The sequence below is a fragment of the Marinitenerispora sediminis genome (assembly GCF_003336425.1).
GTDB lineage: Bacteria > Actinomycetota > Actinomycetes > Streptosporangiales > Streptosporangiaceae > Marinitenerispora > Marinitenerispora sediminis.
On record NZ_QEIO01000074.1, the window covers coordinates 1 to 26339 of the forward strand.

20 protein-coding genes are annotated in these 26339 nt (G+C 74.8%); 7 read left to right on the forward strand and 13 right to left on the reverse strand.

The window, feature by feature from the left end:
- The first annotated feature begins 689 nt into the window (after window positions 1-689).
- Window positions 690-2816, forward strand: a complete 2127-nt coding sequence (locus DEF28_RS15285) for a hypothetical protein (RefSeq protein ID WP_114398717.1) — start codon at window positions 690-692, stop codon at window positions 2814-2816.
- Window positions 2803-3591 (forward strand): GNAT family N-acetyltransferase, encoded by a 789-nt coding sequence (locus DEF28_RS15290; protein ID WP_114398718.1) that lies wholly within the window; start codon window positions 2803-2805, stop codon window positions 3589-3591. Before DEF28_RS15285 ends, DEF28_RS15290 begins: the two co-directional genes overlap by 14 nt.
- Window positions 3592-3612: 21 nt before the next feature.
- Here the strand turns inward: DEF28_RS15290 and DEF28_RS15295 are convergent, their stop codons facing one another.
- The 8 genes from DEF28_RS15295 to DEF28_RS15330 are packed head-to-tail and all read right to left on the reverse strand — an operon-like array spanning window position 3613 to window position 10225.
- A complete protein-coding gene (locus DEF28_RS15295) occupies window positions 3613-3966 on the reverse strand; it encodes a metal-sulfur cluster assembly factor (RefSeq protein WP_114398719.1) in 354 nt (117 codons plus the stop codon).
- Window positions 3963-4442, reverse strand: coding sequence for a Fe-S cluster assembly sulfur transfer protein SufU (sufU, locus tag DEF28_RS15300; RefSeq protein WP_114398720.1), 480 nt, complete (start codon window positions 4440-4442; stop codon window positions 3963-3965). The genes DEF28_RS15295 and sufU overlap by 4 nt, the downstream gene beginning before the upstream one ends.
- Before the next feature lie 16 nt (window positions 4443-4458).
- The gene (locus DEF28_RS15305) at window positions 4459-5748 is read right to left on the reverse strand and encodes a cysteine desulfurase (protein ID WP_114398721.1); all 1290 of its coding nucleotides are present in this window, start codon (window positions 5746-5748) and stop codon (window positions 4459-4461) included.
- Window positions 5745-6512, reverse strand: coding sequence for a Fe-S cluster assembly ATPase SufC (gene sufC / locus DEF28_RS15310; RefSeq protein ID WP_114398722.1), 768 nt, complete (start codon window positions 6510-6512; stop codon window positions 5745-5747). Before sufC ends, DEF28_RS15305 begins: the two co-directional genes overlap by 4 nt.
- Window positions 6513-6524: 12 nt before the next feature.
- Window positions 6525-6854 (reverse strand): non-heme iron oxygenase ferredoxin subunit, encoded by a 330-nt coding sequence (locus DEF28_RS15315; protein WP_114398723.1) that lies wholly within the window; start codon window positions 6852-6854, stop codon window positions 6525-6527.
- Window positions 6847-8010: a Fe-S cluster assembly protein SufD gene (gene sufD / locus DEF28_RS15320; protein ID WP_114398724.1), complete on the reverse strand. Its 1164-nt coding sequence runs from the start codon at window positions 8008-8010 to the stop codon at window positions 6847-6849. Before sufD ends, DEF28_RS15315 begins: the two co-directional genes overlap by 8 nt.
- A 2-nt stretch (window positions 8011-8012) precedes the next feature.
- Window positions 8013-9425, reverse strand: coding sequence for a Fe-S cluster assembly protein SufB (sufB, locus tag DEF28_RS15325; RefSeq protein WP_114398725.1), 1413 nt, complete (start codon window positions 9423-9425; stop codon window positions 8013-8015).
- On the reverse strand, window positions 9425-10225 hold the full coding sequence (locus DEF28_RS15330) for a helix-turn-helix transcriptional regulator (RefSeq protein WP_114398726.1): 801 nt from the start codon (window positions 10223-10225) through the stop codon (window positions 9425-9427). Before DEF28_RS15330 ends, sufB begins: the two co-directional genes overlap by 1 nt.
- A gap of 277 nt (window positions 10226-10502) precedes the next feature.
- On the opposite strand from DEF28_RS15330, the gene DEF28_RS15335 reads away from it, so the two are divergent.
- The 3 genes from DEF28_RS15335 (at window position 10503) to DEF28_RS15345 (ending at window position 12528) form a co-directional block, all read left to right on the forward strand.
- Window positions 10503-11435: an ABC transporter ATP-binding protein gene (locus tag DEF28_RS15335; protein WP_114398727.1), complete on the forward strand. Its 933-nt coding sequence runs from the start codon at window positions 10503-10505 to the stop codon at window positions 11433-11435.
- Window positions 11432-12241: an ABC transporter permease gene (locus tag DEF28_RS15340; RefSeq protein WP_114398728.1), complete on the forward strand. Its 810-nt coding sequence runs from the start codon at window positions 11432-11434 to the stop codon at window positions 12239-12241. The genes DEF28_RS15335 and DEF28_RS15340 overlap by 4 nt, the downstream gene beginning before the upstream one ends.
- A gap of 92 nt (window positions 12242-12333) precedes the next feature.
- Window positions 12334-12528: a type II toxin-antitoxin system HicB family antitoxin gene (locus tag DEF28_RS15345; RefSeq protein ID WP_233515319.1), complete on the forward strand. Its 195-nt coding sequence runs from the start codon at window positions 12334-12336 to the stop codon at window positions 12526-12528.
- A 21-nt stretch (window positions 12529-12549) separates the two neighbouring features.
- Here DEF28_RS15345 and DEF28_RS15350 read toward each other — a convergent pair whose 3' ends face one another.
- Complete coding sequence (locus DEF28_RS15350) at window positions 12550-13770, reverse strand: arginine deiminase (RefSeq protein ID WP_114398729.1); 1221 nt, start codon at window positions 13768-13770, stop codon at window positions 12550-12552.
- Between the two features lie 243 nt (window positions 13771-14013).
- Here DEF28_RS15350 and DEF28_RS15355 point away from each other — a divergent pair, with 243 nt between their 5' ends.
- Both DEF28_RS15355 and DEF28_RS15360 read left to right on the forward strand, forming a co-directional pair.
- Window positions 14014-14919 (forward strand): EamA family transporter, encoded by a 906-nt coding sequence (locus tag DEF28_RS15355; RefSeq protein ID WP_233515321.1) that lies wholly within the window; start codon window positions 14014-14016, stop codon window positions 14917-14919.
- Window positions 14920-15027: 108 nt separating this feature from the next.
- Window positions 15028-16113 (forward strand): COX15/CtaA family protein, encoded by a 1086-nt coding sequence (locus tag DEF28_RS15360; protein WP_114398730.1) that lies wholly within the window; start codon window positions 15028-15030, stop codon window positions 16111-16113.
- Here DEF28_RS15360 and DEF28_RS15365 read toward each other — a convergent pair.
- From DEF28_RS15365 to DEF28_RS15380, 4 genes are all read right to left on the reverse strand, one after another.
- The gene (locus DEF28_RS15365; RefSeq protein WP_114398731.1) at window positions 16052-17404 is read right to left on the reverse strand and encodes a PrsW family intramembrane metalloprotease; all 1353 of its coding nucleotides are present in this window, start codon (window positions 17402-17404) and stop codon (window positions 16052-16054) included. The genes DEF28_RS15360 and DEF28_RS15365 overlap by 62 nt on opposite strands.
- Before the next feature lie 874 nt (window positions 17405-18278).
- Window positions 18279-20135: a hypothetical protein gene (locus tag DEF28_RS15370; RefSeq protein ID WP_114398732.1), complete on the reverse strand. Its 1857-nt coding sequence runs from the start codon at window positions 20133-20135 to the stop codon at window positions 18279-18281.
- 186 nt (window positions 20136-20321) lie between these two features.
- Complete coding sequence (locus DEF28_RS15375; protein ID WP_233515320.1) at window positions 20322-24686, reverse strand: DUF5682 family protein; 4365 nt, start codon at window positions 24684-24686, stop codon at window positions 20322-20324.
- Window positions 24683-25882: an ATP-binding protein gene (locus DEF28_RS15380; protein WP_114400665.1), complete on the reverse strand. Its 1200-nt coding sequence runs from the start codon at window positions 25880-25882 to the stop codon at window positions 24683-24685. Before DEF28_RS15380 ends, DEF28_RS15375 begins: the two co-directional genes overlap by 4 nt.
- Window positions 25883-26339 lie beyond the last annotated feature (457 nt).

Sequence of the window (26339 nt, forward strand, 5' to 3'; positions counted from 1 at the left end):
GTCTCGGGGGAAGGGGACGGGGGTTGGGCGGACCGCCCCAGCATACCGCTGACCATTGGCAACGCGCCTGGGATTTCGCCCCCGGTACCCGTCGCGCCGACCGCTCCGGCGCGTGGCGCTCCGCCGGTTCCGCCGTGTGCCGCGGCGGGTCCGCTATCATGCCCCCCTGCCGCCGCCACCTGGGCGGTCGGTCCGCAGCGGGCGGGTCCGCCATCGCGCCGCGCCCGGCGGGCGGCGGTGGTGGTGGCACGCCGCGGCGCTCCCTCGGCTGTCGGCGGACACACCCGGTGACCAGCGCGGGGCGGTGCCGGTCAGCGGCCGTCACCGGCAGGCCACAGTGTACTTGTGACTTCGGCCACAAGTTTGTTGAATTTCGTGCTATCTGTCCGGCGTGCCCGGCCGGTGGCCCGGCGGGTCCCGGACCCCGGATCGCCGCGGCGACGCGCCCATCTGGGTCTACCCATGAGCCGTCGCCGCACGTACGATCTGCGGGAGGTCGGCACCGCGTCGAAGCCGCGGACGGCCGCGACACCTGACGCGCCGCGCATGCGGTGGGACGATGAGACCGAAACAACGTCTCGGCGTCCACGTCCGCACGAGGGCGCGTAATGTGTAGCGCACACCCGAGACGCCCGTGCCGCCCCCAACGGTTCGCGAGCCGAAAGCCAGGAGGTCGAGGTCCCCCGCAGATGAACGCCGTCTCCCCGATCTGCCTCACCGACCTCGCCCCCGCACTGCGCTGGAGCAAGTCCGGCGACGTGTGCGAGATCCTGCGGCACTCCCGGCTGGTGGAGGGCTGGTGGCGCTCTGTGCCGTTGCCGCGCGTGCTCGACATCGCCGGCCCCACCTGGCTCGCACACTGCCTCGCCCGCCTCGCGGTCGAGCAGTGGGACCACCTCACCCTCGACGAGTTCATGCCGACGCTGCGGGCACTGTCGGTGGACATGGACGAGATCGCCGAGCCCGTGCGCGGCGCCGTCCTGGCCACCGCGGGCAGCTGGGAGCAGCTGGTGGCCGCGTCCCCCGGGGCCATGCGCGACTGGGGCTACCCCGACAACTGCGGGCTGGTCGAAGTCGTCAGCATGGTCATGTGGCGCACGGTGCACCCGTTCACCCGCGACTCCAGCGGCGGCCCGACCCCCTCGCCGGCGCTCATGATCGAGGCGGTGCGCACCATCGCCAACTGGATGCCGGAATCCGCGCCCGAGCACGTGCGCAGCGCACTCGCCTACCTGACCAGCGCCACCGGCGCCGACACCGCGGACTCCGGCGACGAACCGCCGCAGAGCCCGGCGACCCGCGCCATCCGCACGCTGCGCGCCCTGCGCGCCAACCGCGACGACGAGGCCGAGCCGGCCGAGGAGGTCTCCCGGCCGGCGCGGTCGGCCCGCTCCTCCCCCGCCGACGGCGTCAACGGCAGGCGGCCGCGCAGCTCGCTGCTCGGCCCCGGCCGCACACTGCGGCGGCCGGCGTTCGGCCCGCCCAAGGCGCTGCGGGCGGAGCTGCGCGCGGAGGCCGAGGCCGCGGCGGCGGTCCCCGCGCCCGAGCTGGTCCGCATACCGGCCGCGCTCGGCGAGCACCCGCTGATCGACCTGCTGGACCGGCTGTTCTCCAGTTGGGGCGAGCTGGAACGCGCCGTCGCCTCGGCCCGGCTGTTCGCGGCCGACCCGGTCAGCATCCGGGTGCTCGCGGACCAGATCCAGGTCGAGATCGGCGAGATCCGCAGCGCCCAGCGCACCGTCGAGGAGCGGCTGCTGCAGTGGCTCGCCTCACCCGAGGGCGCGCCGGTGACCGCGCACCAGCGGGAGCTGTCGGAACGGCTCGGCGTGGCCACGACCATCGACCACCTCATCGGGGCGCACCCCGACCACCCGGTGGAGATACCGTCCCTGGGCACGCCGCTGTGGCGGGTCGTCATCACGCTCTACACCGACCGGCGGCTGCACGACGGCTGGCTGGTCGCCACCGACCCGCATCAGCTCCGCTGGCAGACCCGGCAGCTCGTGGCCGGCCGGCCGACCCTCACCGAGGCCGGCATCCGGCTGGCGAAACTCGGGCTGCGCCCGCAGGCGCTGCGCGCCTGGCTGCTGAGCACTCCGGGTGTGAGCCTGCTGGACGGCTACGTGGTGGTCGACGAGTCGGTGCCGCTGAGTCCGCCCGCCCCCTCCCCCGAGTTCGCCGCGCACGGCGCCGTCCCGCCGGAGGCCGCCGGCTCCACCACCGCCAACGGGTTGCCGATCCGGCGCCGGCCCAGCGTGGTGCCGCCGCGGCAGGAGCCGCAGCTGGACGTCACCACGTCGCCGCGCTGCTTCCGGGCGCCCGACGGCCGCTGGTGGCACCGGGTCGATGTCAGCGCCGACCACCTCAACGGCGCGCCCGTGACCGTCCCGCCCGGCTACGCCACCCACCTGGGGCTGCAGCCCGGCCGGCTGCTCTGCCTGACGGCGCCCGGCGCCGACCTGCTGGTCCTGGTCTGGCGCGACCAGCCCGCCTTCGACTCGCTGCGTCCGCTGCTGCGCCGGCTCTCGGCGCAGCCCGGCGACCGGGTGTTCATCACCGTCAACGGCGACCGGCTGGACGCCCGGCGGCTGCCCGGCGCCGACCTCACCGAGCACGGGCCGACGAGCAAGGCGCTGCACCTCATCGGCTACACCGCGCCGGCCTCGACCGACGAGGCGCTGGAGATCATCGCCCGCCGCATCAGCGAGGACGACGGTGCGCTGGTCGACGCCGACCACCTGCTCGACCTGCTCACCAAACGCGGGGACACCGACATCGTCGCCGAGCTGAGGCCCACGCTGTATGCCGCGCACTGACGCGGAGCGGGCGGTCCTCACCGACGGGACGGGCCGCCCGGTGCTCCGGTTCCGCCGGGGCGAGCGCTCCGGCCGGCCCGCCGTGTTCGACCCCGAGGTGGTCGGCCCCGACCCGGTCGGGGCGATCCTGGACCGGCTCCCCGGGTGGGTGGTCGTGGCGCCGGTGGGGCTCGGGAAACGGCTCGCCGCGCGCGGCGCCGCCGTCCTGCGGCACGCGCACGAGCTCCGCCGCGACCTCGCGGCCGACCCGCCGCCGGCCGCGTGGGCCGGCCTCGGTGCCGGCCCTGGCTACCGGCTGACCCCGTGCGACCGCCCGGCCGCGGACCTGCTGCCCGCCTGGCGCGCCGCGTACCCGGCCGGCCACCCCGACCACCTGGACGGCCCCCGCGGGGCCGAGGAGTTGGCGGAGCTGCTGGCCGGGCGGCTGCTCGGACCGCTGCTGCCGGGCAGCGGGCTGGCGGTCGAGCGCACCGGACGGGTGGCGGCGGCGCTCCTGGTGCACGACTGGGAGGGGCTCGCGTGGGTCGGCCAGGTCTTCCGGGACCCCGCGCCCGCGCATGCCGGCCTCGGGGCGCTGCTGCTGCGCCGCGGCCTGGCGCGGACGGCCGCCGACGGCTGGCCGGCCATGGGCCTCGCTGTCAGCGACGGCAACCCGGCGCGCGGCCTCTACGAGCGCCTCGGCTTCACCCTGGTCTCCTCGGCCCTCACCGTGGTGGTCCCGGGCCGGTCCGCGGACGCGGCGGGCCCGCTCCCCGACGGGGAGCGGGCCCGCTGAGCGCCGCCGCGGCGGCGCCTCTCAGACGTTGAAGCCGAGCATCCGGAGCTGGTCGCGGCCGTCCTCGGTGATCTTGTCGGGACCCCACGGCGGCATCCAGACCCAGTTCACCCGGACCTCGCGGTCGAACTCCGCCAGCGCGCTGCCGGCCTGGTCCTCGATCACGTCGGTGAGGGGGCAGGCCGCACTGGTCAGCGTCATGTCGAGCGTGATGACGTCGGTGTCGACGTTGACCCCGTAGACGAGGCCGAGGTCCACGACGTTCACCCCGAGCTCGGGGTCGATGACGTCCTTCAGCGCCTCCTCGACCTCCTCGCGCAGCGCCTCGTCGCCCTCCGCGGGGCTCGCGGCCGGAGCGGTCTGGTTCTCGGTCATGAGGCGCCCTCCTTCTCTGTGGCCAGTGACTTGGCGGTCGCGTCCTTCCACGCCATCCAGGCGAGCAGGGCGCACTTGATACGGGCAGGGTATTTCGACACGCCGGCGAAGGCCACCGCGTCCTCCAGCACGTCCTCGTCGGGCTCGCCGTGGCCCTTGGACTGCATGAGCGCGGTGAACTCGTCCAGCACCCGCATGCCCTCGTCGACGCTCTTGCCGATCAGCAGGTCGGTCAGCACCGAGGCGCTGGCCTGGCTGATGGAGCAGCCGAGGCTGTCGTAGGAGACGTCCTTGACGGTAGCGCTGCCGTCGAGGGCGTCCCCCTCCGGTGCGAGGGTCACGCGCAGCGTCACCTCGTCCCCGCAGGTGGGGTTGATATGGTGCGACTCCGCGTTGTACGGGTCCCGCAGCCCCTTGTTGTGGGGGTTGCGGTAGTGGTCCAGGATGATCTCCTGGTACATCGTCTCCAGCTGCATCGGTTCGACGGCCCTCCTAACGCGCCGGGGCCACGCCGAAGAACCGCTGAGCGGCCTGGATGCCCTCGACCAGCGCGTCGATGTCGGCGAACGAGTTGTACACGTAGAACGACGCGCGGGTGGTGGCCACGATTCCGAAGCGCCGGTGCAGCGGCCACGCGCAGTGGTGCCCGACCCGGACGGCCACGCCGCGGTCGTCCAGGACCTGCCCGACGTCGTGGGGGTGGATGCCCTCCACCGTGAACGACACCGTGGCGCCGCGGTCCTCGGCCTCGGCCGGGCCGATCACCCGCACTCCGTCGAGCGCCGCGACGTGCTTGAGCGCGTACTCGGTGAGCGCGTGCTCGTGCGCCGCGACCTCGGCCATGCCGATGGCGCTGAGGTAGTCGCAGGCCGCGGCGAGCCCCACGGCCTGCGGCGCCATGGGCACGCCGGCCTCGAACCGCTGCGGCGGGTCGGCCCAGGTCGAGTGGTCCATGTGGACCACGCCGATCATGGAGCCGCCGGTGATGAAGGGCGGCATGGCCGCGAGCAGCTCCCGCCGCCCCCACAGCACGCCGATGCCGTTGGGGCCGAGCATCTTGTGCCCGGAGAACACCAGGAAGTCCACCCCCAGGCCGGCGACGTCCACCGGCAGGTGCGGCACCGACTGGGCGGCGTCGACCAGCACCAGCGCGCCCACCCGGTGCGCGCGCTCGGCGACCTCGCGCACCGGGTTGACGGTGCCGAGCACGTTGGACTGGTGGGCGAGCGCCACCAGCTTCGTGCGCTCGTTCACCAGGTCGTCGATGCCGGAGAGGTCGAGCCGCCCCTCGTCGGTGACACCGAACCAGCGCAGGGTCGCGCCGGTGCGCCGGCACAGCTCCTGCCAGGGCACCAGGTTGGCGTGGTGCTCCATCTCGGTGACGACGACCTCGTCGCCGGGGCCCAGCCGGAACCGCGACAGCTCCTCGCCCGCGGTGGCCGCGTTGCTCATGGCGTAGGCGACGAGGTTGACCGCCTCGGTGGTGTTCTTGGTGAACACGACCTCGTCGGCGCCGGCCCCGATGAAGGCGGCGATCGTCGCGCGCGCCGTCTCGTAGCCGTCGGTGGCCTCCTCCGCGAGCTGGTGCGCGCCGCGGTGCACCGCCGCGTTGTGCCGTTCGTAGAACTCCCGCTCGGCGTCGAGGACCTGCCGGGGCTTCTGCGACGTCGCCCCGGAGTCGAGGTACACCAGCGGCCGCCCGTCGCGGACGGTGCGGTCCAGGATCGGGAAGTCCGCCCGGATCGCGTCCACGTCGAGCAGCCCCAGCTCGCTGCGGATCACTGGGAAGCGCCTGCCTTCACGAATCGCTCGTAGCCCTCGGACTCCAGCACGTCGGCGAGCTCGGGGCCGCCGGACTCGGCGACCTGGCCGTGCGCGAAGACGTGCACGCGGTCGGGGCGCACGTACTGCAGGATGCGGGTGTAGTGGGTGATGAGCATGACGCCGACCTCGCCGGTGGCCCGGGCGCGGTTGATGCCCTCGGAGACCACCTTGAGGGCGTCGACGTCGAGACCGGAGTCGGTCTCGTCCAGGATGGCGACCTTGGGCTTGAGCAGCTCCAGCTGCAGGATCTCGTGGCGCTTCTTCTCGCCGCCGGAGAAGCCCTCGTTGACGCCGCGCGCCGCGAACGCGGGGTCGATGGACAGGCCGCCCATGGCCTGCTGGAGCTCCTTGGAGAACGCCCGCAGCTTCGGGGCCTCGCCGCGCACCGCGGTGACGGCGCTGCGCAGGAAGTTCGACATGGACACGCCGGGGACCTCGACCGGGTACTGCATGGCCAGGAAGAGGCCGGCCCGGGCGCGCTCGTCGACGCTCATCTCCAGCACGTTCTCGCCGTCGAGGAGCACCTCGCCATCGGTGATCTCGTACTTGGGGTGGCCGGCGATCGCGTAGGCCAGGGTGGACTTGCCGGAGCCGTTGGGGCCCATGATGGCGTGGGTCTCACCGGAGTTGATGGTGAGGTCGACGCCCTTCAGGATCTCCTGGCGCTCCTCGGCGCCGATGAGGACGTCGGCACGCAGTCCGCGAATCTCAAACTTGGTCATCAGTGTTCAGCCTCAAGCATCCTTGGGGTCCAGCGAGACGAGTACGTTCTCGCCGTCGATCTTCACTGGGTAGGTGGGTATCGGGCGGGTGGCCGGCGGGTTGATCGGCTTTCCGGAGCGCAGGTCGAAGCAGGATCCGTGCAGCCAGCACTCGATCGTGCCGTCCTCGACCTCGCCCTCGGAGAGGTTGACCTCGGCGTGCGAGCAGATGTCGCTGACGGCGTAGACCTCGCCCTCGCTGCGCACCAGCGCCACCGGGGTGTCGTCGACCTCCACACCGAGCGCCCCCTCGTCGGGGATGTCGGTGAGCGCGCAGACCCGGACGAACCTTGCGTCACTCATGCAGCGCCAGCTTCTCCTCGACCTCGGCCATGATCCGCTCGCGCAGCTCCGGCACCTCGATGCGGTTGATGAGGTCGGCGAAGAAGCCGCGGATCACCAGCCGGCGGGCCTCGTCGGCGGGGATCCCGCGCGACTGCAGGTAGAACAGGTGGATGTCGTCCAGCCGGCCGCTCGCGCTGGCGTGGCCGGCGCCCTCCACCTCGCCGGTGAAGATCTCCAGGTTGGGCACGGAGTCGACCCGGGTGCCGTCGGTGAGCACGAGGTTGCGGTTGTGCTCGTAGGAGTCGGTGCCCTGCGTGCCCTCGCCGATGATCACGTCGCCGATCCACACGGCGTGCGCGTCCTCGCCGCTGAGCGCGCCCTTGTACTCGACGCGGCTGCGGGTGTTGGAGACGTTGTGGTCGATCAGCGAGCGGTGCTCGTGGTGCTGGCCGGCGCCGGTGAAGTACAGCCCGTGCAGTTCGGCGTCGCCGCCGGGGCCGGTGTAGCCGACCTTGGGCGAGAGCCGCACGAGGTCGCCGCCGAGGGTGACCACGAAGCTGCGGAACCGCGCGTCGCGGCCGACCCGCGTGTACTGGTGCGACACCTGGACGGCGTCGCGCTCCCAGTCCTGCAGGCTGACGACGTCCAGCCGGGCGCCGTCGTCGACGACGAACTCGACGTTGTCGGCGTAGACGGCGGTCCCGGAGTACTCCAGCACCACGGTGGCGGCGGCGTGCCGCCGCACGTGGACGAGCACGTGGCCGTAGGCGTCGCCCTGCCGGACACCCGTGATCCGCACGAAGACCGGCTCCGCGGCGGTGGTGTCGGCGGGCACCGTGACGACGGTGGCCTCGGTGAACGCCTGGTAGGCCAGCGCGCTGACGCGGTCGGTGGGCAGGAAGGACGTCCCGAGCCGGGCGTCGTCGCGGGCGACGGTCTCGACGGAGACCTCGGCCGGCGCCTGGACGTCGACCTTCACGACGCCGTCGGCGATGTCACGGCCGTCATGGAGGCCGCGCAGCCGGCGCAGCGGAGTGAAGCGCCACTCCTCCTCGCGGCCGTTGGGCACCGGGAAGTCGTTCACGTCGAACGAGCCGTGGGTGTCGAGCTTGGAGATGGGGATCTCTCCGGCCCCGTGGCTGTGCTCCGTGATTCCGAGATTGGGGCTGGCCATGCTTAACCAACCGCTCCTTCCATCTGCAGCTCGATCAGCCGGTTCAGTTCCAGCGCGTACTCCATGGGCAGCTCGCGCGCGATGGGCTCGACGAACCCACGCACGATCATCGCCATGGCCTCGTCCTCGTCCAGCCCCCGGCTCATCAGGTAGAAGAGCTGGTCCTCGCTCACCTTGGAGACCGTGGCCTCGTGGCCCATCTCGACGTCGTCCTCGCGGACGTCGACATAGGGGTAGGTGTCGGACCGGCTGACGGTGTCGATCAGCAGCGCGTCGCACTTCACGGTGGACTTGGAGTGGCTCGCGCCCTCCTGCACCTGCACCAGGCCCCGGTAGGAGGCCCGGCCGCCGCCGCGCGCCACCGACTTGGAGATGATGGTGGAGGAGGTGTTGGGCGCGCAGTGCACCATCTTGGACCCGGTGTCCTGGTGCTGGCCCTCGCCGGCGAACGCGATCGAGAGGGTCTCGCCCTTGGCGTGCTCGCCCATGAGGTAGACGGCCGGGTACTTCATGGTGACCTGGGAGCCGATGTTGCCGTCGATCCACTCCATGGTGGCGCCCTCGTAGGCGACGGCGCGCTTGGTGACCAGGTTGTAGACGTTGTTCGACCAGTTCTGGATGGTCGTGTAGCGGCAGCGCGCGTTCTTCTTGACGATGATCTCGACCACCGCGGAGTGCAGCGAGTCAGACTTGTAGATGGGCGCGGTGCAGCCCTCGACGTAGTGCACGTAGGCGCCCTCGTCGACGATGATCAGCGTCCGCTCGAACTGGCCCATGTTCTCGGTGTTGATCCGGAAGTAGGCCTGGAGCGGGATCTCCACGTGCACGTTCTTGGGCACGTAGATGAAGGACCCGCCGCTCCACACGGCGGTGTTGAGCGCCGCGAACTTGTTGTCGCCGGCCGGGATGACCGTGCCGAAGTACTCCTTGAACAGCTCCGGGTGCTCGCGCAGCGCGGTGTCGGTGTCCAGGAAGATGACGCCCTGGGCCTCCAGGTCCTCGCGGATCTGGTGGTAGACGACCTCGGACTCGTACTGCGCCGCGACGCCCGCGACCAGCCGCTGCTTCTCCGCCTCGGGGATGCCCAGCTTGTCGTAGGTGTTCTTGATGTCCTCGGGCAGCTCCTCCCAGGAGGCGGCCTGCTTCTCCGTGGACCGGACGAAGTACTTGATGTTGTCGAAGTCGATCCTGGAGAGGTCGGCACCCCAGGCCGGCAGCGGCTTCTTGCCGAACAGCCGCAGCGCCTTCAGGCGCAGGTCGCGCATCCAGTCCGGCTCGTTCTTCTTGCCGGAGATGTCGCGGACGACCTCCTCGTTCAGGCCGCGGCGAGCGGAGGCACCGGCCACGTCGGGGTCGGCCCAGCCGTATTCGTAGGTGCCGAGCCCTTCGAGCTCGGGGTGCGCGGTTGACGTCATTACGCGGATCCTCCTGGACGAGACGTCCTGCTCTGGCGTCGGCCGCCCGGTTCGGGGTCCGGGCCGGCCTTCGTTTCCGGGATGTTGATGTCGCGGGGGCTGATGTGGGTGGTGCAGACGGCGTCGCCGTGCGCGATGGTGGCGAGGCGGCGGACCGGGGTGCCCAGCAGCCGGGCGAACGCCTCGATCTCGGCCTCGCAGAGTTCGGGGAACTCGGCCGCGACGTGCGCCACCGGGCAGTGGTGCTGGCAGAGCTGCTCGCCGCCGCCGGGAGCCGGGGCCTCCCCCGCCGAGGCGGCGTAGCCCTCGGAGGACAGCGCCTCGGCGAGCAGCCGGGCGCGCTGCTGGGGCGGCGCCTTGGCGAGCACCGGGCGGTACCGGCGTTCGAGCTCGGCCACCTGCCGGCGGGCGAACTCGCTCACCGCGGCCGGCCCCGCCGTCTCGGCGAGGAAGCGGAGCGCGTTGGTGGCGAGGTCGTCGTAGCCGTGGCCGAAGGTGTCGCGGCCGGCCCCGGTAATGGCGAAGACCCGGGCCGGGCGGCCCCGGCCGCGCCGACCGCGCGGGTGGGCGTCGCGGGCCTCGACCATGCCCTCCTGCATGAGGTTGTCAAGGTGGCGGCGGATGGCCGCCGGCGTGAGCCCGAGCCGCTCCCCCAGCGTGGAGGCGGTGATCGGGCCGTGTTCCAGGATGAGCCGCGCGACCCGGGCCCGGGTGCCGGTCTCGGCCCCGTGCTCCGGGGCAGCGGGCAGCCGGGACGCGCCGAACGCGGCGCCTCCCTCTGGCTGCTGATCGCGGCCCATGTTTTTCACAACATCAGTGTGGCGTAAATAAGTCCCGCCAGGCAAACCGCATTCGATGCCGTGGGTCACGAAGGCAAGCCTTGCCTTATGGGCGGTTTCCTGTGCGGTCACCCCGGCACGCACCCCCGGCCCAGCTACGGAGGCCGGATCGGTCTCTCAATCTACGAGACGCATGTCTCGTCATGCGGACACCCCTGCGGAGGCCCCCGCGCGGCGGACCCGCCCCAGGATCGCACCCGGTGCACCGGGGTCCCCGCGCGGACCTACACTTTGCGGCATGGGGACAGCCGCGGTCGAGGTAACCGACTTGGTCAAGCGCTATGGCGGGACGACCGCCGTGGCCGGCCTGTCGTTCACCGCGGCCCGCGGCGCCGTGACCGCGCTGCTCGGCCCCAACGGCGCCGGCAAGACCAGCACCATCGAGATCTGCGAGGGCTTCCGCCGCGCGGACGCCGGGCGGGTCCGGGTGCTCGGGCTCGACCCGGCCGCCGACGCCCGGGCCCTCAAGCCGCGGGTCGGCGTCATGCCGCAGTCCGGCGGGGTGCCCACGGGCGCCCGGGCCGGCGAGTGGCTGCGGCTCATGGCGTCCTTCCACGCCGACCCGGTGCCGCCCGAGCTGCTGCTGGAGCGGCTCGGCCTCACCGGCGCGGTCCGCACCCCCTTCCGCCGCCTCTCGGGCGGCCAGCAGCAGCGCCTCTCCCTCGCCGCGGCCGTGATCGGCCGCCCGGAGCTCGTCTTCCTGGACGAGCCCACCGCCGGCCTCGACCCGCAGGCCCGCCGGGCCACCTGGGACCTCGTCGCGGAGCTGCGGTCCGCGGGAGTGGGCGTGGTGCTGACCACGCACTACATGGAGGAGGCCGAGCACCTCGCCGACCACGTGGTCATCATCGACCACGGCCGGGTGGTGGCCGCGGGCAGCACCGCCGACCTCACCGACGCCCAGCAGGAGCTGCGGTTCCGGACCGGCACCGACCTCGACACCGAGAGCCTGCGCCGCGCACTGCCCGGCACCTCGCAGGTCACCGCGCTGCCCGGCGGGCAGTACGTGGTGGTCACCGCGGACCCGGCCGGGCTGGGTCCGGAGTTCCTGGCCACCCTCACCACGTGGTGCGCGGCGCACGGCGTCCTGCCCGAGGAGCTGCGCGTCCAGCGGCGCACCCTCGAAGACGTCTTCCTCGAACTCACCGGCCGGGACCTCCGCGAATCATGACCGACACCACCTCCGCCGCCGTGCCGCACGGCGGGTCCGCCACCTTCGCCCCGCGTCCGGGCGCCGCCGCCCTGCCGCGCATGATCCGCGCGCAGGCCGGGATGGAGCTGCGGATCATGCTGCGCAACGGCGAGCAGCTGCTGCTCACCATGGTCATCCCGGTGCTGCTGCTGGTCGGCTTCGGCGCCACCTCGCTGATCGACGTCGGCGGCGGTTCGCGGGTGGACTTCCTGACCCCGGGCGTCCTCGCGCTGGCCGTGATGTCCACCGCGTTCACCGGCCAGGCCATCGGCACCGGATTCGAGCGGCGCTACGGCGTGCTCAAGCGGCTCGGGGCCACGCCGCTACCGCGGTTCGGCCTGCTGGCCGCCAAGACGCTCGCGGTCCTGGCCGTGCAGGCGGTCCAGGTCACCGTCATCTCCGCGGTGGCGCTCGCGCTGGGCTGGTCCCCCGCGGGCGGCCCGCTCGGCGCGCTCGCGGCCGGGGCGCTGATCCTGCTCGGGACGGCCGCGTTCAGCTCGCTCGCGCTGCTGATGGCCGGCACCCTGCGCGCGGAGGCGACCCTGGCGGCGGCCAACCTGGTCTACGTCGTGCTGCTCGGCCTCGGCGGCGTACTCTTCCCGATCGACCGCTACCCGGACGTGATCCGGCCCGTGACGGAGGCGCTGCCGATCACCGCCCTGACCAGCGGCCTGCGCGCGGTGCTCACCGAGGGCGGCGGCCTGCCGGTCGCACCGCTGCTGGTGCTGGCCGTCTGGACGGTGGTCGGGACGGTGCTGGCGAGCCGGTTCTTCCGCTGGGAGTAGCGCGGAGGCGGATCCCACCTCCGGTGCCCGCCGGTCGCCGCCGGCGATCCGGCCACGGTGCAGCGGCGCGTCCCGGGGCAGGCAGGTTCGCGATGGCGGCAGCGCCCATGGACGGCTCCCTGGTTCTGACCGAACGTAGCGCGGACGGGTACGGCGCGTGGTGCCCGGACCTGCTGGGCGGCGTGGCGCTCGGCGGCACCGTCGAGGAGACCACCGCCGAGACGCGGGACGCGATCCACGTCCACCTTGGGGGCACGCGTGAGGAGGGGCTTCCCATCCCCGCCTGAGCGGCCGCGCGGCGGTCCCGGTCAGGCATCGCGTTCGATCGGGCAGGTCATGCAGTGCGGCCCGCCGCGGCCGCGGCCGAGCTCGCTGCCGCGGATGGTGATCACCTCCACGCCGTTCTTGCGCAGGTAGGCGTTGGAGGCGTCGTTGCGCTCGTAGGACAGCACCACGCCCGGCGCCACCGCGAAGACGTTGCAGGCGTCGTCCCACTGCTCGCGTTCGGAGGAGAACACGTCCTGGGTGGGGGTGAGGAACCTGATGTCGTCCACACCGCAGGCCGTGGCGATGGCGCGGTGCATCTCCTCCGGCGGGTGGTCGGTGACCTTCAGCTCCTTCTCGTTGTCGCCCGGCTCGATCGTGTAGGACGGCAGCATGCCCAGCCCCGCGTACTTGGTGAACACGCCGTAGTCCACGTTGGTCATCACCGTGTCGAGGTGCATGACCGCCCGGGCCTTGGGCATCCAGATGCCGAGGATCCGCTCGGCGCCGCCCCTGGCGAACAGGTCCTGGGCGAGCATCTCGACGGTCTGCGGCTGGGTGCGCTCGCTCAGTCCGACCAGCACCGACCCGTTGCCGACCGGCATGACGTCGCCGCCCTCGATGGTGGCCGGCGCCCACGCGCTTCCGGGGTTCCACACCTCGAAGTCGGCGTGGGCGAAGAGCGGGTGCCAGCGGTAGATGGCCTCGTAGTGGGTGGTCTCGTGCATGCGGGCCTTCTTGCGCATGGCGTTGATCGAGACCCCGCCGTAGATCCAGCACGAGGTGTCGCGGGTGAAGAGGTGGTTGGGGAGCGGCGGCAGGACGAAGCCGTCCATGTCGAGCGTGTGGAACCACACCGACTTCGGCTCCGCGATCCGCTTTAGGGTCTCGCGCTTGGTGAGTCCGCCGATGAGGTGCCGGCGCAGTGTCACCGAGTCCATCTCGTCAAGGGCGCCGCGGATCGCGTCGATGGCGAGCGGACCGTGGAAGCGCTCGTCGAGGACGCGGTCCAGGACGTAGCTCCGGGCCTCGGGGATCTCCAGGACCTCCTGCAGCAGCTCGTGCAGGACGTGCACCCGCGCGCCGAGGTCTCTCAGGTGGTCGGCGAAGGCGTCGTGCTCCTCCCGGGCACGCTGCACCCACAGCACGTCATCGAACAGCAGCCGGTCCTTGTTGCTGGGGGTGAGCCGCTGCAGCTCCAGGTCGGGCCGGTGCACGATGACCTGGCGGAGCCGGCCGACCTCGGACTTCACCGAAAACGCCATGACCTCTCGTTCCTTCTCGGCGGCGGGTGCCCGTCCGCGCCACGCGGGGGGCGGGCGCGCGGGCGGCACGCTGGTCGAGCGTACGGCCGCGCGGCGCGGCGCCGGGCTCCTGGGGTGTGATCAACCATTCCCGCGAACACGCCGCCGGGAACCCGTGCGGCGCTTCCCAGCAGCAGGCCGCTTTTCGTAGGATGATCGGTCGTGAGTCTCACCGCCGCCGCGAGCAGCAGCCCCAGCCGGTCCCTGTGGACGTGGCTCCCCCGCACTGCCGAGGCGGCGCGCACCGCCGGTGCCACCATCCCGCCGACCTGGATGGTGCTCATCGGCATCCTGTCGGTGCAGCTCGGGGCGGGCATCGCCAAGAACCTCTTCCACAGCCTGCCGCCCAGTGCCGTGGTGTGGCTGCGGCTGCTCACCTCGGCGGTGCTGCTCCTGGCGCTCGCCCGGCCGGCCCTGCGCGGGCGCACGCGGGCCGACTGGCTGGTGGTCATCGGGTTCGGGGTGTCGCTCGCCACCATGAACTACGCGATCTACCAGTCGTTCGCCCGCATCCCGCTGGGCATCGCCGTCACGATCGAGTTCCTGGGCCCGCTGACGGTGGCGGTGCTCGGCTCCCGCCGCAGGATCGACCTGGTGTGGGTCGCGCTGGCGGCGGTCGGCGTGCTGCTGCTGGGCCGCGGCGACGGCGGCGTCACCGCGGCGGGCGTGGCGTTCGCGCTGCTCGCGGCGGTCGCGTGGGCCGCCTACATCCTGCTGAGCGCGGCGACCGGCCAGCGCTTCTCCGGTATGTCGGGGCTGGGGATCGCCAGCCTGGTCGGGGTGCTGGTGGTCTCACCGGCCGGCATCGCGGAGGGCGGGTCGGCGCTGCTGGACCCGCGGCTGCTGCTGTTGGGGCTGGCGGTCGGCGTGCTGTCCTCGGTCGTCCCGTACACGTTGGAGATGCAGGCGCTGCGCCGGATGCCGCCGCGCGTCTTCGGCATCCTGATGAGCCTGGAGCCCGCGGCCGCCGCGCTCGTCGGCCTGGTGGTCCTCGGCGAGTTCCTGTCGCTCTGGCAGTGGGCGGCGGTGGCCTGCGTGGTGGCGGCCAGCGTCGGGGCGACCCGTACGGAGCGCCGCCGTCCCCGCCCCCGCGCCGACGGCGGCGGGTAGCCGCCGGGGGCCGGCCGCGCCCCCGCCGTCCGGCCGGGTCGCCGCAGGTCGGACCGGGTTCGGCGGGGTCGGCGGCCGGGCCCGCAGGGAGCTACTACGATCTGTCGTATGAACGGCCTCCCCTCCCCGACCGTGTTCACGACCGTGTTCACGGAGGACACCATCGAGATCCTGCACCTGCCGCTGTGGGCGTGGCAGATCGTGTTCGCCGTCGTCGGCGTGCTCGCACTCGTGGCGTTGGCGCGCACGATCTGGCAGCCGACCACGCGCACGCTGCGCTGGTGGGGGCTGGGCAACATCGTCGTCAACGCGGGGATCGCGGTGACGGGCGCGACGGTGCGGGTGACGGAGTCGGGGCTGGGCTGCTCGGAGTGGCCGCGCTGCACGGAGGACAGCTTCGTCCCGATCGGCGGCGACCACGCGGCGCTGAACGCCGCGATCGAGTTCGGCAACCGGACGCTGACGTTCCTGGTGCTCACGGTCGGGGTGATCGTCTTCGTGGCGACGCTGCGGCTGCGGCCGCGGCGCCGCGACCTGCTGCGGCTGGCGACGATCATCCCGTTCGGCGTGCTGGGCCAGGGCGTCGTGGGCGGGATCACCGTGTGGTCCGACCTGCACCCCGCGTCGGTCGGTGCGCACTTCCTGCTGTCCACGCTGGTCGTGGTACTCGCCATGGCGTTCTACGTGCGCTGCCGGGAGCCGGAGGGCGAACTGCGCCCGGTCGTCGCCCCGCTGATCCGCCGGATCGCGGCCGCGATGGTCGTCGTGGGGTTCCTGCTGCTCGTGGCCGGCACCGTGGTCACGGGTACCGGCCCGCACGGGGGCGACGCCGCGGCGCCGCGCTGGGGGTTCGACATGGTCGCGGTGACCCGCCTGCACTCCGCCCTGGCGTGGCTGACGGTGCTGGGGGCGCTCGCGCTGGTCGTGCTGCTGGCCCGGACCGGCGCTCCGCGCCGGATCCGCGGCCTGGCGTGGCTGCTGGTGGCCGCGCTCCTGGGTCAGGGGGTCGTGGGTTACGCGCAGTACCTGCTGGCGCTGCCGGAGGGGCTGGTGGTGCTGCACGTGCTCGGATCGATGCTGGTGTGGACGGCGATCCTGCGCGTGTACTTCGGCACCGCGGAGCGGGTGGCCGTCACCACCCCGGCGGACGGCTCGGCGGCTGCTGCGGGTGCTGCGGGTGCTGCCATCCGGTAGCCGGCCGCTGCACGCCCGGGTTCGGGGCGCCCGGAGCTCCGCGCTGCGCCTGGGCCCGCTCGATCACGTGCGCGAAGTCCGAGCGCCGCAAGAAGCCGGAGTCGGTCGGTGCCGACGCCCACGACGGCGCCACGGGCCGCTGCACGCGCCCCATGAACGCGTCCCGTGCGACGTGCATGAGCGCGAGGAACGAGTCGCGTCGGTGCCACCACTCGGGACGGGACACGCCGCGGTCGAGCCGCTGGTGCAGCAGCGCGAGCTCGGTCGCGGCGAGCTGGTAGTCCTCCATCGCCTTGCGCCCGCGCTGCCCGGCCGTGCGCTGCGCCCACGCGCGGGCGCGGCGGCGGCCGCCCATGGAGCTGAGCATCTGCACGTCGGACGGCGTGACCAGTCCGGTCGGGATGTACTGCGGCAGGTAGCGGGCGATCGCGGCGACCTGGCGGCGGCGGTCCTGCACCGCGATGCCGATGATCGAGACGAGCACGAAGAACAGCACCACGTAGGCGACGCCCAGGCCGAGGTAGCCGAAGATCGTGGAGCCGTTCCACAGGCCGTGCAGCAGCATCGCGGCGAACCAGCCGCCCACCGGCGCGAGGAACCGGGCCGCGCCGCGGTTGATGGCCACGTGGGCGACGCCGATGCCGATCATCGCGGTGTACAGCGGGTGCCCGAAGGGGGCGATCAGGCCGCGGAGCACGAACGTGAAGACCAGGCCCCCGACTCCCTGCTCGAAGAACGAGCTGAGGAAGTAGGAGATGTTCTCGGTGAAGGCGAACCCGGTGGCGACCATTCCGGCGTAGACGACCCCGTCGGTGTAGGAGTCGATCTCGTGCCGGCGCCGCCACAGCAGGATGAGCAGCACGGCCCCCTTGGCGCTCTCCTCGACCAGGGGGGCACCGACGGCGGCGCTGAGGTAGGACCCCAGGTCGGCGCCGAAGAGCGGCACGGTGTACAGCTCCATGCCCATGGTGTTGAGGACGAGCGACACCAGGACCGCGACGCCCGCTCCCCAGAGGAAGGCGAACAGCAGCATGGAGCCGGGTTCGGGTTCGAGCCTGTCCAGCAGCAGGATGAGCGGGATCAGGATGGTGACCGGGATGATCGCCGCGGCCAGGCTGATGACGAAGCCGACGACGCCGACGGCGCCACCGCCGGCCAGGCCACCCAGGAGCAGGTAGGCGAGCATCACGATCATGCACAGCACGCTGATCGTGATGCCGATGATCAATCCCACGGAGTGGCGACCGGGCTTTCGCCCCTCCAGGATCGCTTTCGTGTCAAGAGCGGGCATAGCCCATGAGCGTAACGGGTCGCCCACTCCCGTGGCAGCCGGGACAGGTGGTGGCCACGGCAAACGCGCCCGGTCGTCCCGGACCGGCCGCGGCTGGCCGCATCCGGCCGCGCGGGAGCGGCGCGGGGCCGAGCACCGCCCGCGCGAGCGGGGCCGCATGCCTCGTCCGAGCGCCGGAGGGCGCCGCGCGGCCCGTGAGCGTCCCCGCCGGGCCGCCCCGGCGACGACGAGGCGCCGCTGACCGAGGCGCCCGGCCCACAGGCGCATGGCCATGGTCGGTGGTCCGCGGCGTCCCGGGAGGACGCCGCGGCGGCCGCGGCGGGGCAGGGCGGGGAGCGTGGCCCCTGCCAGGGCGGACGGCACGCGACTGGCACGGACCGGGAGCAGCGCCCGCACGGGCCGAAACCGCCGAATCGACTCGGCCGCGCCGACCCGCCGGTACCGCCGCCCCGGCGCCGGACAGCGGCACCGCGAAGCCCCTGGCCGGCCCGAGCTCCGGCCACCCGCCGTGCGCAGGCCCGCGCCGCGCGCTCACGTTGGGCCCTGGACGCCGCGGCGAGCCGGGGAGGACACCCCGCGACCGCTCCGGCAGCGGCCAGGGCTCCCGCCGGTCCGAGACGGCCAGCCGCATCCGCCGGCCGGGTCCGCCACGGCACCGGCACCGGCCCCGGCCAACGCCAGCGCCAGCGCACAGGCCGGAGCACACACCGCGCGGGCCGTGAGGGTCCCCGGCCCCTGCGCGTGCGGCCGGCGGCCAGCCCCGGCGCATCCTGCCCGCCCTCGCGCCGCCGTTCCTACCAGGGCGGCATGCGGAGCGGCCGCGAGCCAGAGCCGTCCTCCGGTGTCCGGGAGGAGGGAGCCCAGCCGCCGCGGGTCAGGCTGGGACGGTCACCCACACCTGGTGGTCGACGGCCGCGCGGGCGGCCGCGGCGTACGTCGTCGCGGCCAGCCAGGCGAGGGCCAGCCGGTCCGGGCCGGGTGCGACGGACTCTCCGGTGGCCGTGCGGCGGCGCTCGCGCGCCGCGGCGGCGAGTTCGGCCAGCAGGTCGGCCGCGGTCGCGAGGTGCGAGCGGCGCAGCCGGGCCGCCGTGCTGTCGGCGCCGCCGAGCGCGGTCCGGCCGCCCTCCGCGAGTCGGCGCAGCGTGCGCTCGTAGCGCGTGAGCGGGGGTTCGGCCGGCGCGGCCGCGGGCTCGCGGCGGCCCCCGAGCACCGGGAGCGGCACGGTCCGCGGCTCCCGCTCCTGCGGGCCGGCGGGCGCGACCAGGTACCCGGCCGCGACCTCGTCGACGTCGAGGTTGATCCGGCCGGCCCAGGCAGCGGGAAGGCGCTGCCCCGCGCCCACGGCCGCCGCCACAGGGCGCAGGAGCCCCGGCCGGCCGACGACCGGGCGCGCCACGAGCCGGAGCGGCAGGCCGGGGACCGCCGCGAGCCGGGTGATGTTCGCGGTCAGCGTGCGGTGCAGGCTGGCCGGGGGCGCGGTGCGCACGAGCCGCCCGGTGTGCTCCTCGACCGCGACCAGTTCGCCGTGTTCCCCCGCGCCGGCCACGGTCACGTCGAGGAAGAGCAGGTCGGCCCCGGTGCGGCCGCCCGGCGCGGAGCCCGCGGCCAGGGCGCGCGCCAGCTGGTCGGCGAACGGCTCCGCCCACAGCCCGGCGAGCGGGGGCTGCCACCAGGTCGCGCCGGCCGAAGCGGTGGCGGTGGTGCCGGCGCCGGTACCGAGCCGGCCGTCGGCGCTGGCGGTGACCCGCTGGGCGAACACCCCGGACCTGCTGAGCTCGTGGTGCCCGATCGAGAGCCGGCCGAAGGCCACCCCCGTCTGGTAGACCGGACGCACCCGGCTCGCCTGCCCCGGGGCGACGTCGCCGATCCGCCACAGCACGGGCGCGCCGTCAGCGGCCGCTGACACGACATGGGTCACCACCCCCGCGTAGCCGGAGCGCGTCACGACGCTCTCGCTGGCCAGCCCGTACAGCCGCAGGGAGCCGAGTTCGGTGTAGTCGCGCCGGCCGGTGCCGACCTCGGCCCGGGTGGCGGCGGGCCGCGGCCGGTCGGGGCCGCCGCCCAGCCGCCACGCCACGTCGAGGAGTTCGGCCAGGGCGGCGGTGTAGCCGGCGAGCTCGAACCGGGGTGTCGGGTGGTCCCGCAGCCCGGTGGCGACCGTGACGCAGAGCGCGGCCAACCGCGGCAGGTGGGCGGCGCGGGAAAGGGCGGCGGCGCGCAGGAGCTCCGCCCGGTGCAGGGAGTCGGTGGCGCGGACGCCGGTGGCGAGCGCGTTGGCCGCGGCGTCCCAGGCCAGCCGCGCGGCCGCGCGGGCGTCGTCGGCGAGCTCGACCGGGGCATCCAGCCGGAGCACACCCGTGTCGGCGCCGGATGACGCACGCCCTTCACCGGATGACGCCCGGCCCTCACCGGGGACCGGCTCCGGCGCGGCCTGCTCCGCACTGCCCTCCGCCGCGCCCAGCACGCTGAGGACCGCCAGCAGGTGCAGGCAGCGGGGACTGAGCAGGCAGCCGCACCCGACCTGCGCGGCATCGGTGAGCAGCGCCCCGGCCAGCCGCACCGTCTCGGCGCCGGCCGCCACCGTCCACACCTCCCCCTCGCGCCGCCACTCCCACGCCTCGGCGGCGTCCGGATCGCCGTCGAGGCGCCGTCGTACCCGCGCCGGGGCCGCGGCGAGCAGCTCCGCGAGCAGTCCGGCGGCGATGCGGGGGCGGTCAGCGGTGGCAGTCATGGGGGTCTCCGCGGTGGTCGGCTCCCGGCGAGGGTAGCGGCCGGCGCCGACGGTTTCCGGCCGTCCCCGCGCGAGCGTACGACCCGTACCGCACCGGGGGGCGGGCGGGCCGCGGTCCCGGTCACCGGCCCGAGGTGCGCTCCCCGCGCGGTCGCCGACGCGCTGCCGCGGGCCGGGCAACGGGGCCTACCCGCGGACCTTCTCACCGATCCACCCGGCCAGCTCCTCCGGGGACAGCGCGGCCACCGGCATGCCCGCGGCGACGAAGCGCTCGGCGACCGCGCGGTTGTACACCGGAGTGCCGGTGTCGTTCAGCGCCGCCAGGCCCAGCAGGTGGACGCCGCTCTCCGCCAGGGCGCGGACCTCGGCGAGGGTGCGGTGGAGCCGGCCGCCCTCCTCGAAGTCGGTGATGAGCGCGACGATGCTACGGCCGGGCACCGTGACCTGGCCGCGGGCGTGCGCCAGGCCTGCGCCGATGTCGGTGCCGCCGCCGACCGCGACCTCCAGCAGCAGGCCGAGCGGGTCGCTGACCCGGCCGGTGAGGTCCACCACCTCGGTCGAGAAGGCGGTGAACGACACGCTCAACGCGGGCAGGCCGTGCAGGATGGCCGCGACCAGGGCAGCGTAGATCGTGGACCGCTCCATCGACCCGGACACGTCCACGACGATGTGCACGTGCCAGTCGGCGCTGCGCCGGGCCCGGGTGCGGAACACCGGGCGTTCCGGGAGGAGCAGCGGAGCGCCGTCCGGCCCGGGGCGGGCGGTGTGCAGGTTGGCGCGCACCGTGCGGCCGAGGTCGAGGGGGCCTCCCGGCCGCCGGGTGGGGCGGGGGACGGCGAGGCCGACGAGCGCGGGCCGCAGCCGGCGGGCGAGTTCGGCCGTGAGCCGCCGGATCAGCTGGTCCGCCAGCTTGCGCAGCCGTCCGAGGTGGCTCTCGGGCAGCGCGCCGCGCAGCGCGAGCACCTGCTCCAGCAGGCCGACCGACGCGGTGACCTCCTCTGGATCGAGGTCCAGGAGCACGTCGGTGCGGCCGCGCGCCGCCGCACGGCCGAGGACCTCCTCGCGGACCCGGCGCCCGAACAGCGCCTCCAGCTCCGCCGCCCACTCGCGGGCGGTGGGCATGGGGGCCTCCGTCCCGCCCGCCACACCGGCGGGGCCGCGCGAGCCCTCGCCGTGGCCGCGCCCGTACAGCTCGTCCAGCGCGGCCCCGGCCCGGCGGGCGAGCCCCGAGGTCCGCTCACGCTGCCGGCCGAGGATCAGCCGCCACCGGTCCAGCGCGGAGATCACGGACGGAGCAGCTGGCGGGAGCGGTTCCGCTGCCGCGGCCGGAGGTTCCACGGCCGGCGCGCCGGTCCGAGGTTCCACTGCCACCTCACCGGCCCGCCCGCGCCCCGGTCCGGCCGTCCGGCCGGAGGACGAGGCGGAGCCGCCGCCCGAGTCGTCCGGCACCGTCTCCACCGGCCCGGCCGCGTCGCCGGGGCTGACGCCGCCGTGCGGAGCCGCTGTGCCACCGGGGGCCGTTGTCGATCCGTCGTCCGACCGCGGCGGCGGATCGACCCGGGGACGGGCAGCACCCGCGGCCCCATCCGGCGCGCTGGGCGCGGCCGGTGCTGTGGGCGCCGCATCGCCGCTGCTGCCCTCCGCGTCGGCCGACGCGGTGCCGTCGGATCCAGCCGCCATCCCGGCCGGTCCCCCGGCTTCCCGGCCGTCGGATCGGCCGGGCGGGGGCGTGACCGCGGCGGATCCGGGCGCCTCGCCGGCTATACCCGGCCGGGCCGGTCGCCCGTCGTCGGCGCCCGGGCTGCTGCCCGCCCTGGCGAAGAGGGGCGTTTCGGGGCCTCCGGCCCCCGGCAGTGCGGCGTCGCCGGACCGCCCCGCTGCCCTGCGTGTTCCGGCCTCCAGGACCGCCGCGGCGTCGTCGGCGGCGCCCGACGGCGGGGCCGCGCTCCGGGGCCCGCTCCCCGTCCCGGGGACTCCTGGCCGCGCCGGCGGTCCTGCGGCGCCGCGCGGTCCCTGCTCGGCCGCACCGGCGCCGCGGCCGGGCAGTGCGGCCCTCGCGAGCAGCCCGGGCAGCAGTGCCTCCACTGCCGCGCGGGCCGCGACGTCGGCGGCCGCCCAGGCGGCGCGCTGCTCGGGGGCGATCTCGGTGTCGAGGTCGTCGATCTCGCCGAGGCGTTCGGTGACCGCGTCGAGGAAGCGCTCGCGTGCTCCGGCGGACAGCGTGTCGAACCCGTCGCGCAGTGCCGGCAGCCGGCTCAGAAACTCGCTGTCACCCCAGTGCTCCACACGCGCGCCGAGCAGGTCCAGGACGCCCGGATCGCCCTCGATCACCGGGGAGGCGACGGTGAGGGCACCGGCCAGCCGATGCGCGAGGGCGGCTCCCCCGGTGCCGTGCTCCGCCGCGGAACCGGAGGGCGCGGGCCCGGGGAGGTCGAGCCAGCCGGCGAGCCGGGCGCCGAAGTCGGCGGCCGGCAGCCGGTCCATGAGGACCAGTGCGCCGTCGGCCGCGCCCTGAGCCAGCGGTCCGCCCTCGCGGGCGAGGCGGCGCAGCTGCCAGAGCAGTTGTTCGGCACCCACGGCGCCGGGCCGGTCCGCCTGTCCCTGGACCAGCCGCACCACCCGGAGCACCGCGGCGGCGTCGGCCGGGTCGGTGGAGCCGGCCACGCCGGCGACCGCCGCCACGGCCGCCTCCGCCAGCCGGCCCCGCAGCCGGTCCAGCGCGGCGAGCGGCGCGGTCGGCGCTTCGGGCTTCCCGCCGGCGTCCCCGGTCCGCGGTATCCCCGGCACCTGGCCGGCGGCGATCCGCTCCACGTGTCCGTGCAGGTTGACGGCGTCCGGCAGCCCGGCGCGCGGCAGTACTTCGGTCTCGACGCGCGCGACGAGGTCGGCGACGAGGCCGGGCAGCGCGCACTCCGCGGCCTCGGTGAGCAGCCGCCCGGCTTCGTCGGGGGCGAGCTCACCGGCCGGAGCGGCCGTGTCCGTGCGTGCCCGCGCGGCGAGCCGGCCGTGGGCGACCCGCTCCAGCGTGACCCCGTAGCATGCGGCCAGTTCGAGGGTCGCCGCGGTGGTGGCCCGCCAGGCGGCCCGCCACACCCGGCCGAGCGCCTCGGCCCCGCCCACACCCGCGACGGAGCGCTCCTCGCCGTAGACGACACCGGCCGCCCGAAGCCTGCTGAGCGCGATGTGCCGGGCGCGGTCGCGGGCGGACCGCAGCGGATCCAGCCGGATCTCGCGCTCCTCGGGCGCGTCACCGGGGCCCGGTAGGCCGAGTTCGGCGAGCAGCGCCTCCACATGCGGGAGCAGCCCGGCCACGGGGGCCGACGGCGCCGGCTCGCCGCGCCGGACGCCGACCAGCTCCTCGTGGGCGGCGCGGGCGACGGCGCGGGCCCGGCCGAGCGGCTCCCCCTGGGCGAGCGCGCTGGTGAGCGCCTCCACCAGCTCGCGGCGGCCAGGTGCCGCGAGTCCCCGCAGCGCGGCGAGGTCCCGGGCCAGGCGGAAGGCGGCGGTGGTGTCCGGCACGCCGGCGACGTGCCCGGCGTCGCGGAGCCGGGCGGCGATGCCGGCCGACCGGCGGGCGGCCGCCGCCTCGACCAGCTCCGGCCGGCCCCCGGCCGCGAACACGTCCTGCTGCCACTCGGGGTCGCGGATGCCGGCGGGGTAGCCGGAGCGGGAGTCGAGGAGGTCGAACGTGTAGGGGATCAGCGCGGTCGTCATGCCGTCCGCCGAATGGCTGCCGGGCGCCGGGACGGCGACGTCGGCCGTCGCGGGCAGTCCGTCGGCGGCCGCTTTGTCCGCGGTTCCGGGGAGCAGCGCCGCCGCGTGGAAGGACCCGACGACGGCGACCGGCCGCCGGGCGCCCAGCTCCGCGGTGACCTCCGCCAAGCGCCGGCGCATCCACGCCTCGCGCACGAGGTCGCGGGCGGCGACACCGCCGCGCAGCACCTCGTCGGCGCGGTGCAGCCACCCCATGGCGAGCGCGGCCCGCCGGATCCGCTCCGGGCCGGCGCCGTAGCCGGGCGCCTCCACCATGCGGTCCCACAGCTCCTCGGCGTCACCGACCCCCCGCGCGCGCATGACCTCGGCGAGCGGTCCCGCGCCGGCGGCGGGCCGATCGGTGGGGCCGCCGGGCACCGCCACCGCGGCGGGCAGGTCGACGGCGCGCACCGGAACCCCGTGGCGAGCGGCCCACCGCAGGGCGGCGAGCTCCGGGGAGAAGTCCGCGAAGGGGTAGTAGCCGTGCGACCCGGCGCGCGCGTGCCCGACGACCAGGGCGACCGGCGCCGTGGTGTCGGGGTGGGCGAGCCAGGGCAGCCAGGGCTCCGCCTCCAGCGGCAGTTCGACGCAGACGACGTCCGGCTCCGCCTCGGCCAGCAGCCGCGGGATCGCGGCCGCGAGAACCGGGGAGTGGTGCCGGACGCCGATCAGCAGCGGCTGCCGGCACTGCGCGAGCGCGTCCAGTGCCGCGTCCGGGGCGGTCCCGTCCAGGCGGGAGCCGCTGTCCGGGGGCGCGGAGGGCTCCGCCGGGGGCGGCTGGGCCTCCACGGTGCTCACCCGTCGCCCAGCACGTGCCGCAGCTCGTAGAGCCGCCGCCACAGCCGGGCGCCGTTCTCCGCGCGGTGCCGCACCGTGCCGTCCCAGTAGGCGAGCAGCTTGGCCTGGTCGGCGGGCTCGTCCTTGCGCACGGTGCCGAGCAGGTAGCCGGGGACGAGGGACAGCGGGTCGCTGACTCCGAGGTAGGCGGTCTGGAGCCCCAGCGAGGTGGTGACGCCGACCGCCTCGGCGGTGCTCATGACCGTGCTCGGGCGCTCCACCGCCCAGCCCTCGGCGGTCTGCCCGGAGCGCAGGTCGCGGAACGCGGTGATGAGCGCTTCCAGCACCGCGTCGTCCACGGCGGTCTCGGCACCGTGCCGGCGCAGCGCCGCGCCCGCCTGCCGGCGCACGAGCGCGATCTCGGCGTCGAGGTCGCCGATGGGCGGCACGACCTCGAAGTTGAACCTGCGCTTCAGGGCGGCGCTCATCTCCGACACGCCGCGGTCGCGCAGGTTCGCGGTCGCGATGACGTTGAAGCCCGGTGCCGCGAGGATGTGGCCGGCGTCGTCGGTCGCCGCGCCGTCCGCGCCCGCCTGGCCGGCGAGTTCGGGAACCGCCATGCGGCGGTCGGACAGGATGGAGACCAGCGCGTCCTGGACCTCGGGCAGGCAGCGGGTGATCTCCTCGACGCGGGCCAGCCGGCCGGTGCGCAGCGCGGTGAGCACCGGCGAGGGGGCGAGCGCCTCGGGCGTGGGGCCCTTGGCGAGCAGCAGCGCGTAGTTCCAGCCGTAGCGCAGGTGCTCCTCGGTCGTGCCGGCGGTCCCCTGCACGGTGAGGGCCCCGCTGCCGCTGACGGCGGCGGCCAGGAGTTCGGAGAGCATGGACTTGGCGGTGCCGGGCTCCCCGACCAGCAGCAGCCCGCGCTCCCCCGCCAGCGTGACCACGCTGCGCTCGACGAGGCCGCGGTCACCGACGAACTTCGGGGTGATCTCCAGCGCGGTCGGCAGCCCCTCGACCGGCGCCGCCAGCCGCAGCCGCGCCCCGTCGCTGCCCACCACGAAGGTGACGACGGCCCTGGGCGTCAGCCGCCAGCCCGGCGGCCGGGGTCCGGTGTCGTGGGCGGCGAGGAACGCGAGCTCCTCGGCGTAGCGCCGCTCGGCCGGCTCGATCTGCACCGGCGCGCGCTGCTGCTCGGGTGATTGGGGGGTCTGCTGCACGGTGTCCTCTACCGTCCACTCATCCGTCGTCGTGGGTCCGTCCGGCACGACGGTAGCGGCAGCCGGCGACAGCGCCGGGAAGGGAACTGGAAAGGGGAAGCGGTGCTCGCGTTCCGGGCCCTCCCGGCCTCCGCCCGGCACCGCCGCCCCCACTCCCGGGGCCCTGCCCTCGACCCGCGAGGCGGTGGCGACGGACGGTCGAGGATCCCCGGCGGGGAGGCGCTCCGTGACGGACGTCCGCCGGCGAGGCACACCCGGCGCCCAAAGCGGACCCGGGCCCGACCGCCCCGCACGGCCAAGCCACCCGCCGACCCGGCGGGGCAGGGCGTGATCCGCCCTAGGTTCTGTTTCTTGAAGGGCCTGCGGGGTGGGCCGGGGCTCTGGAACCGTGTGTCGACATGGTCCAACGCCATGAACCCACCGACGCCGAATAGGACCTGCCCGCCCCGCTCATGCC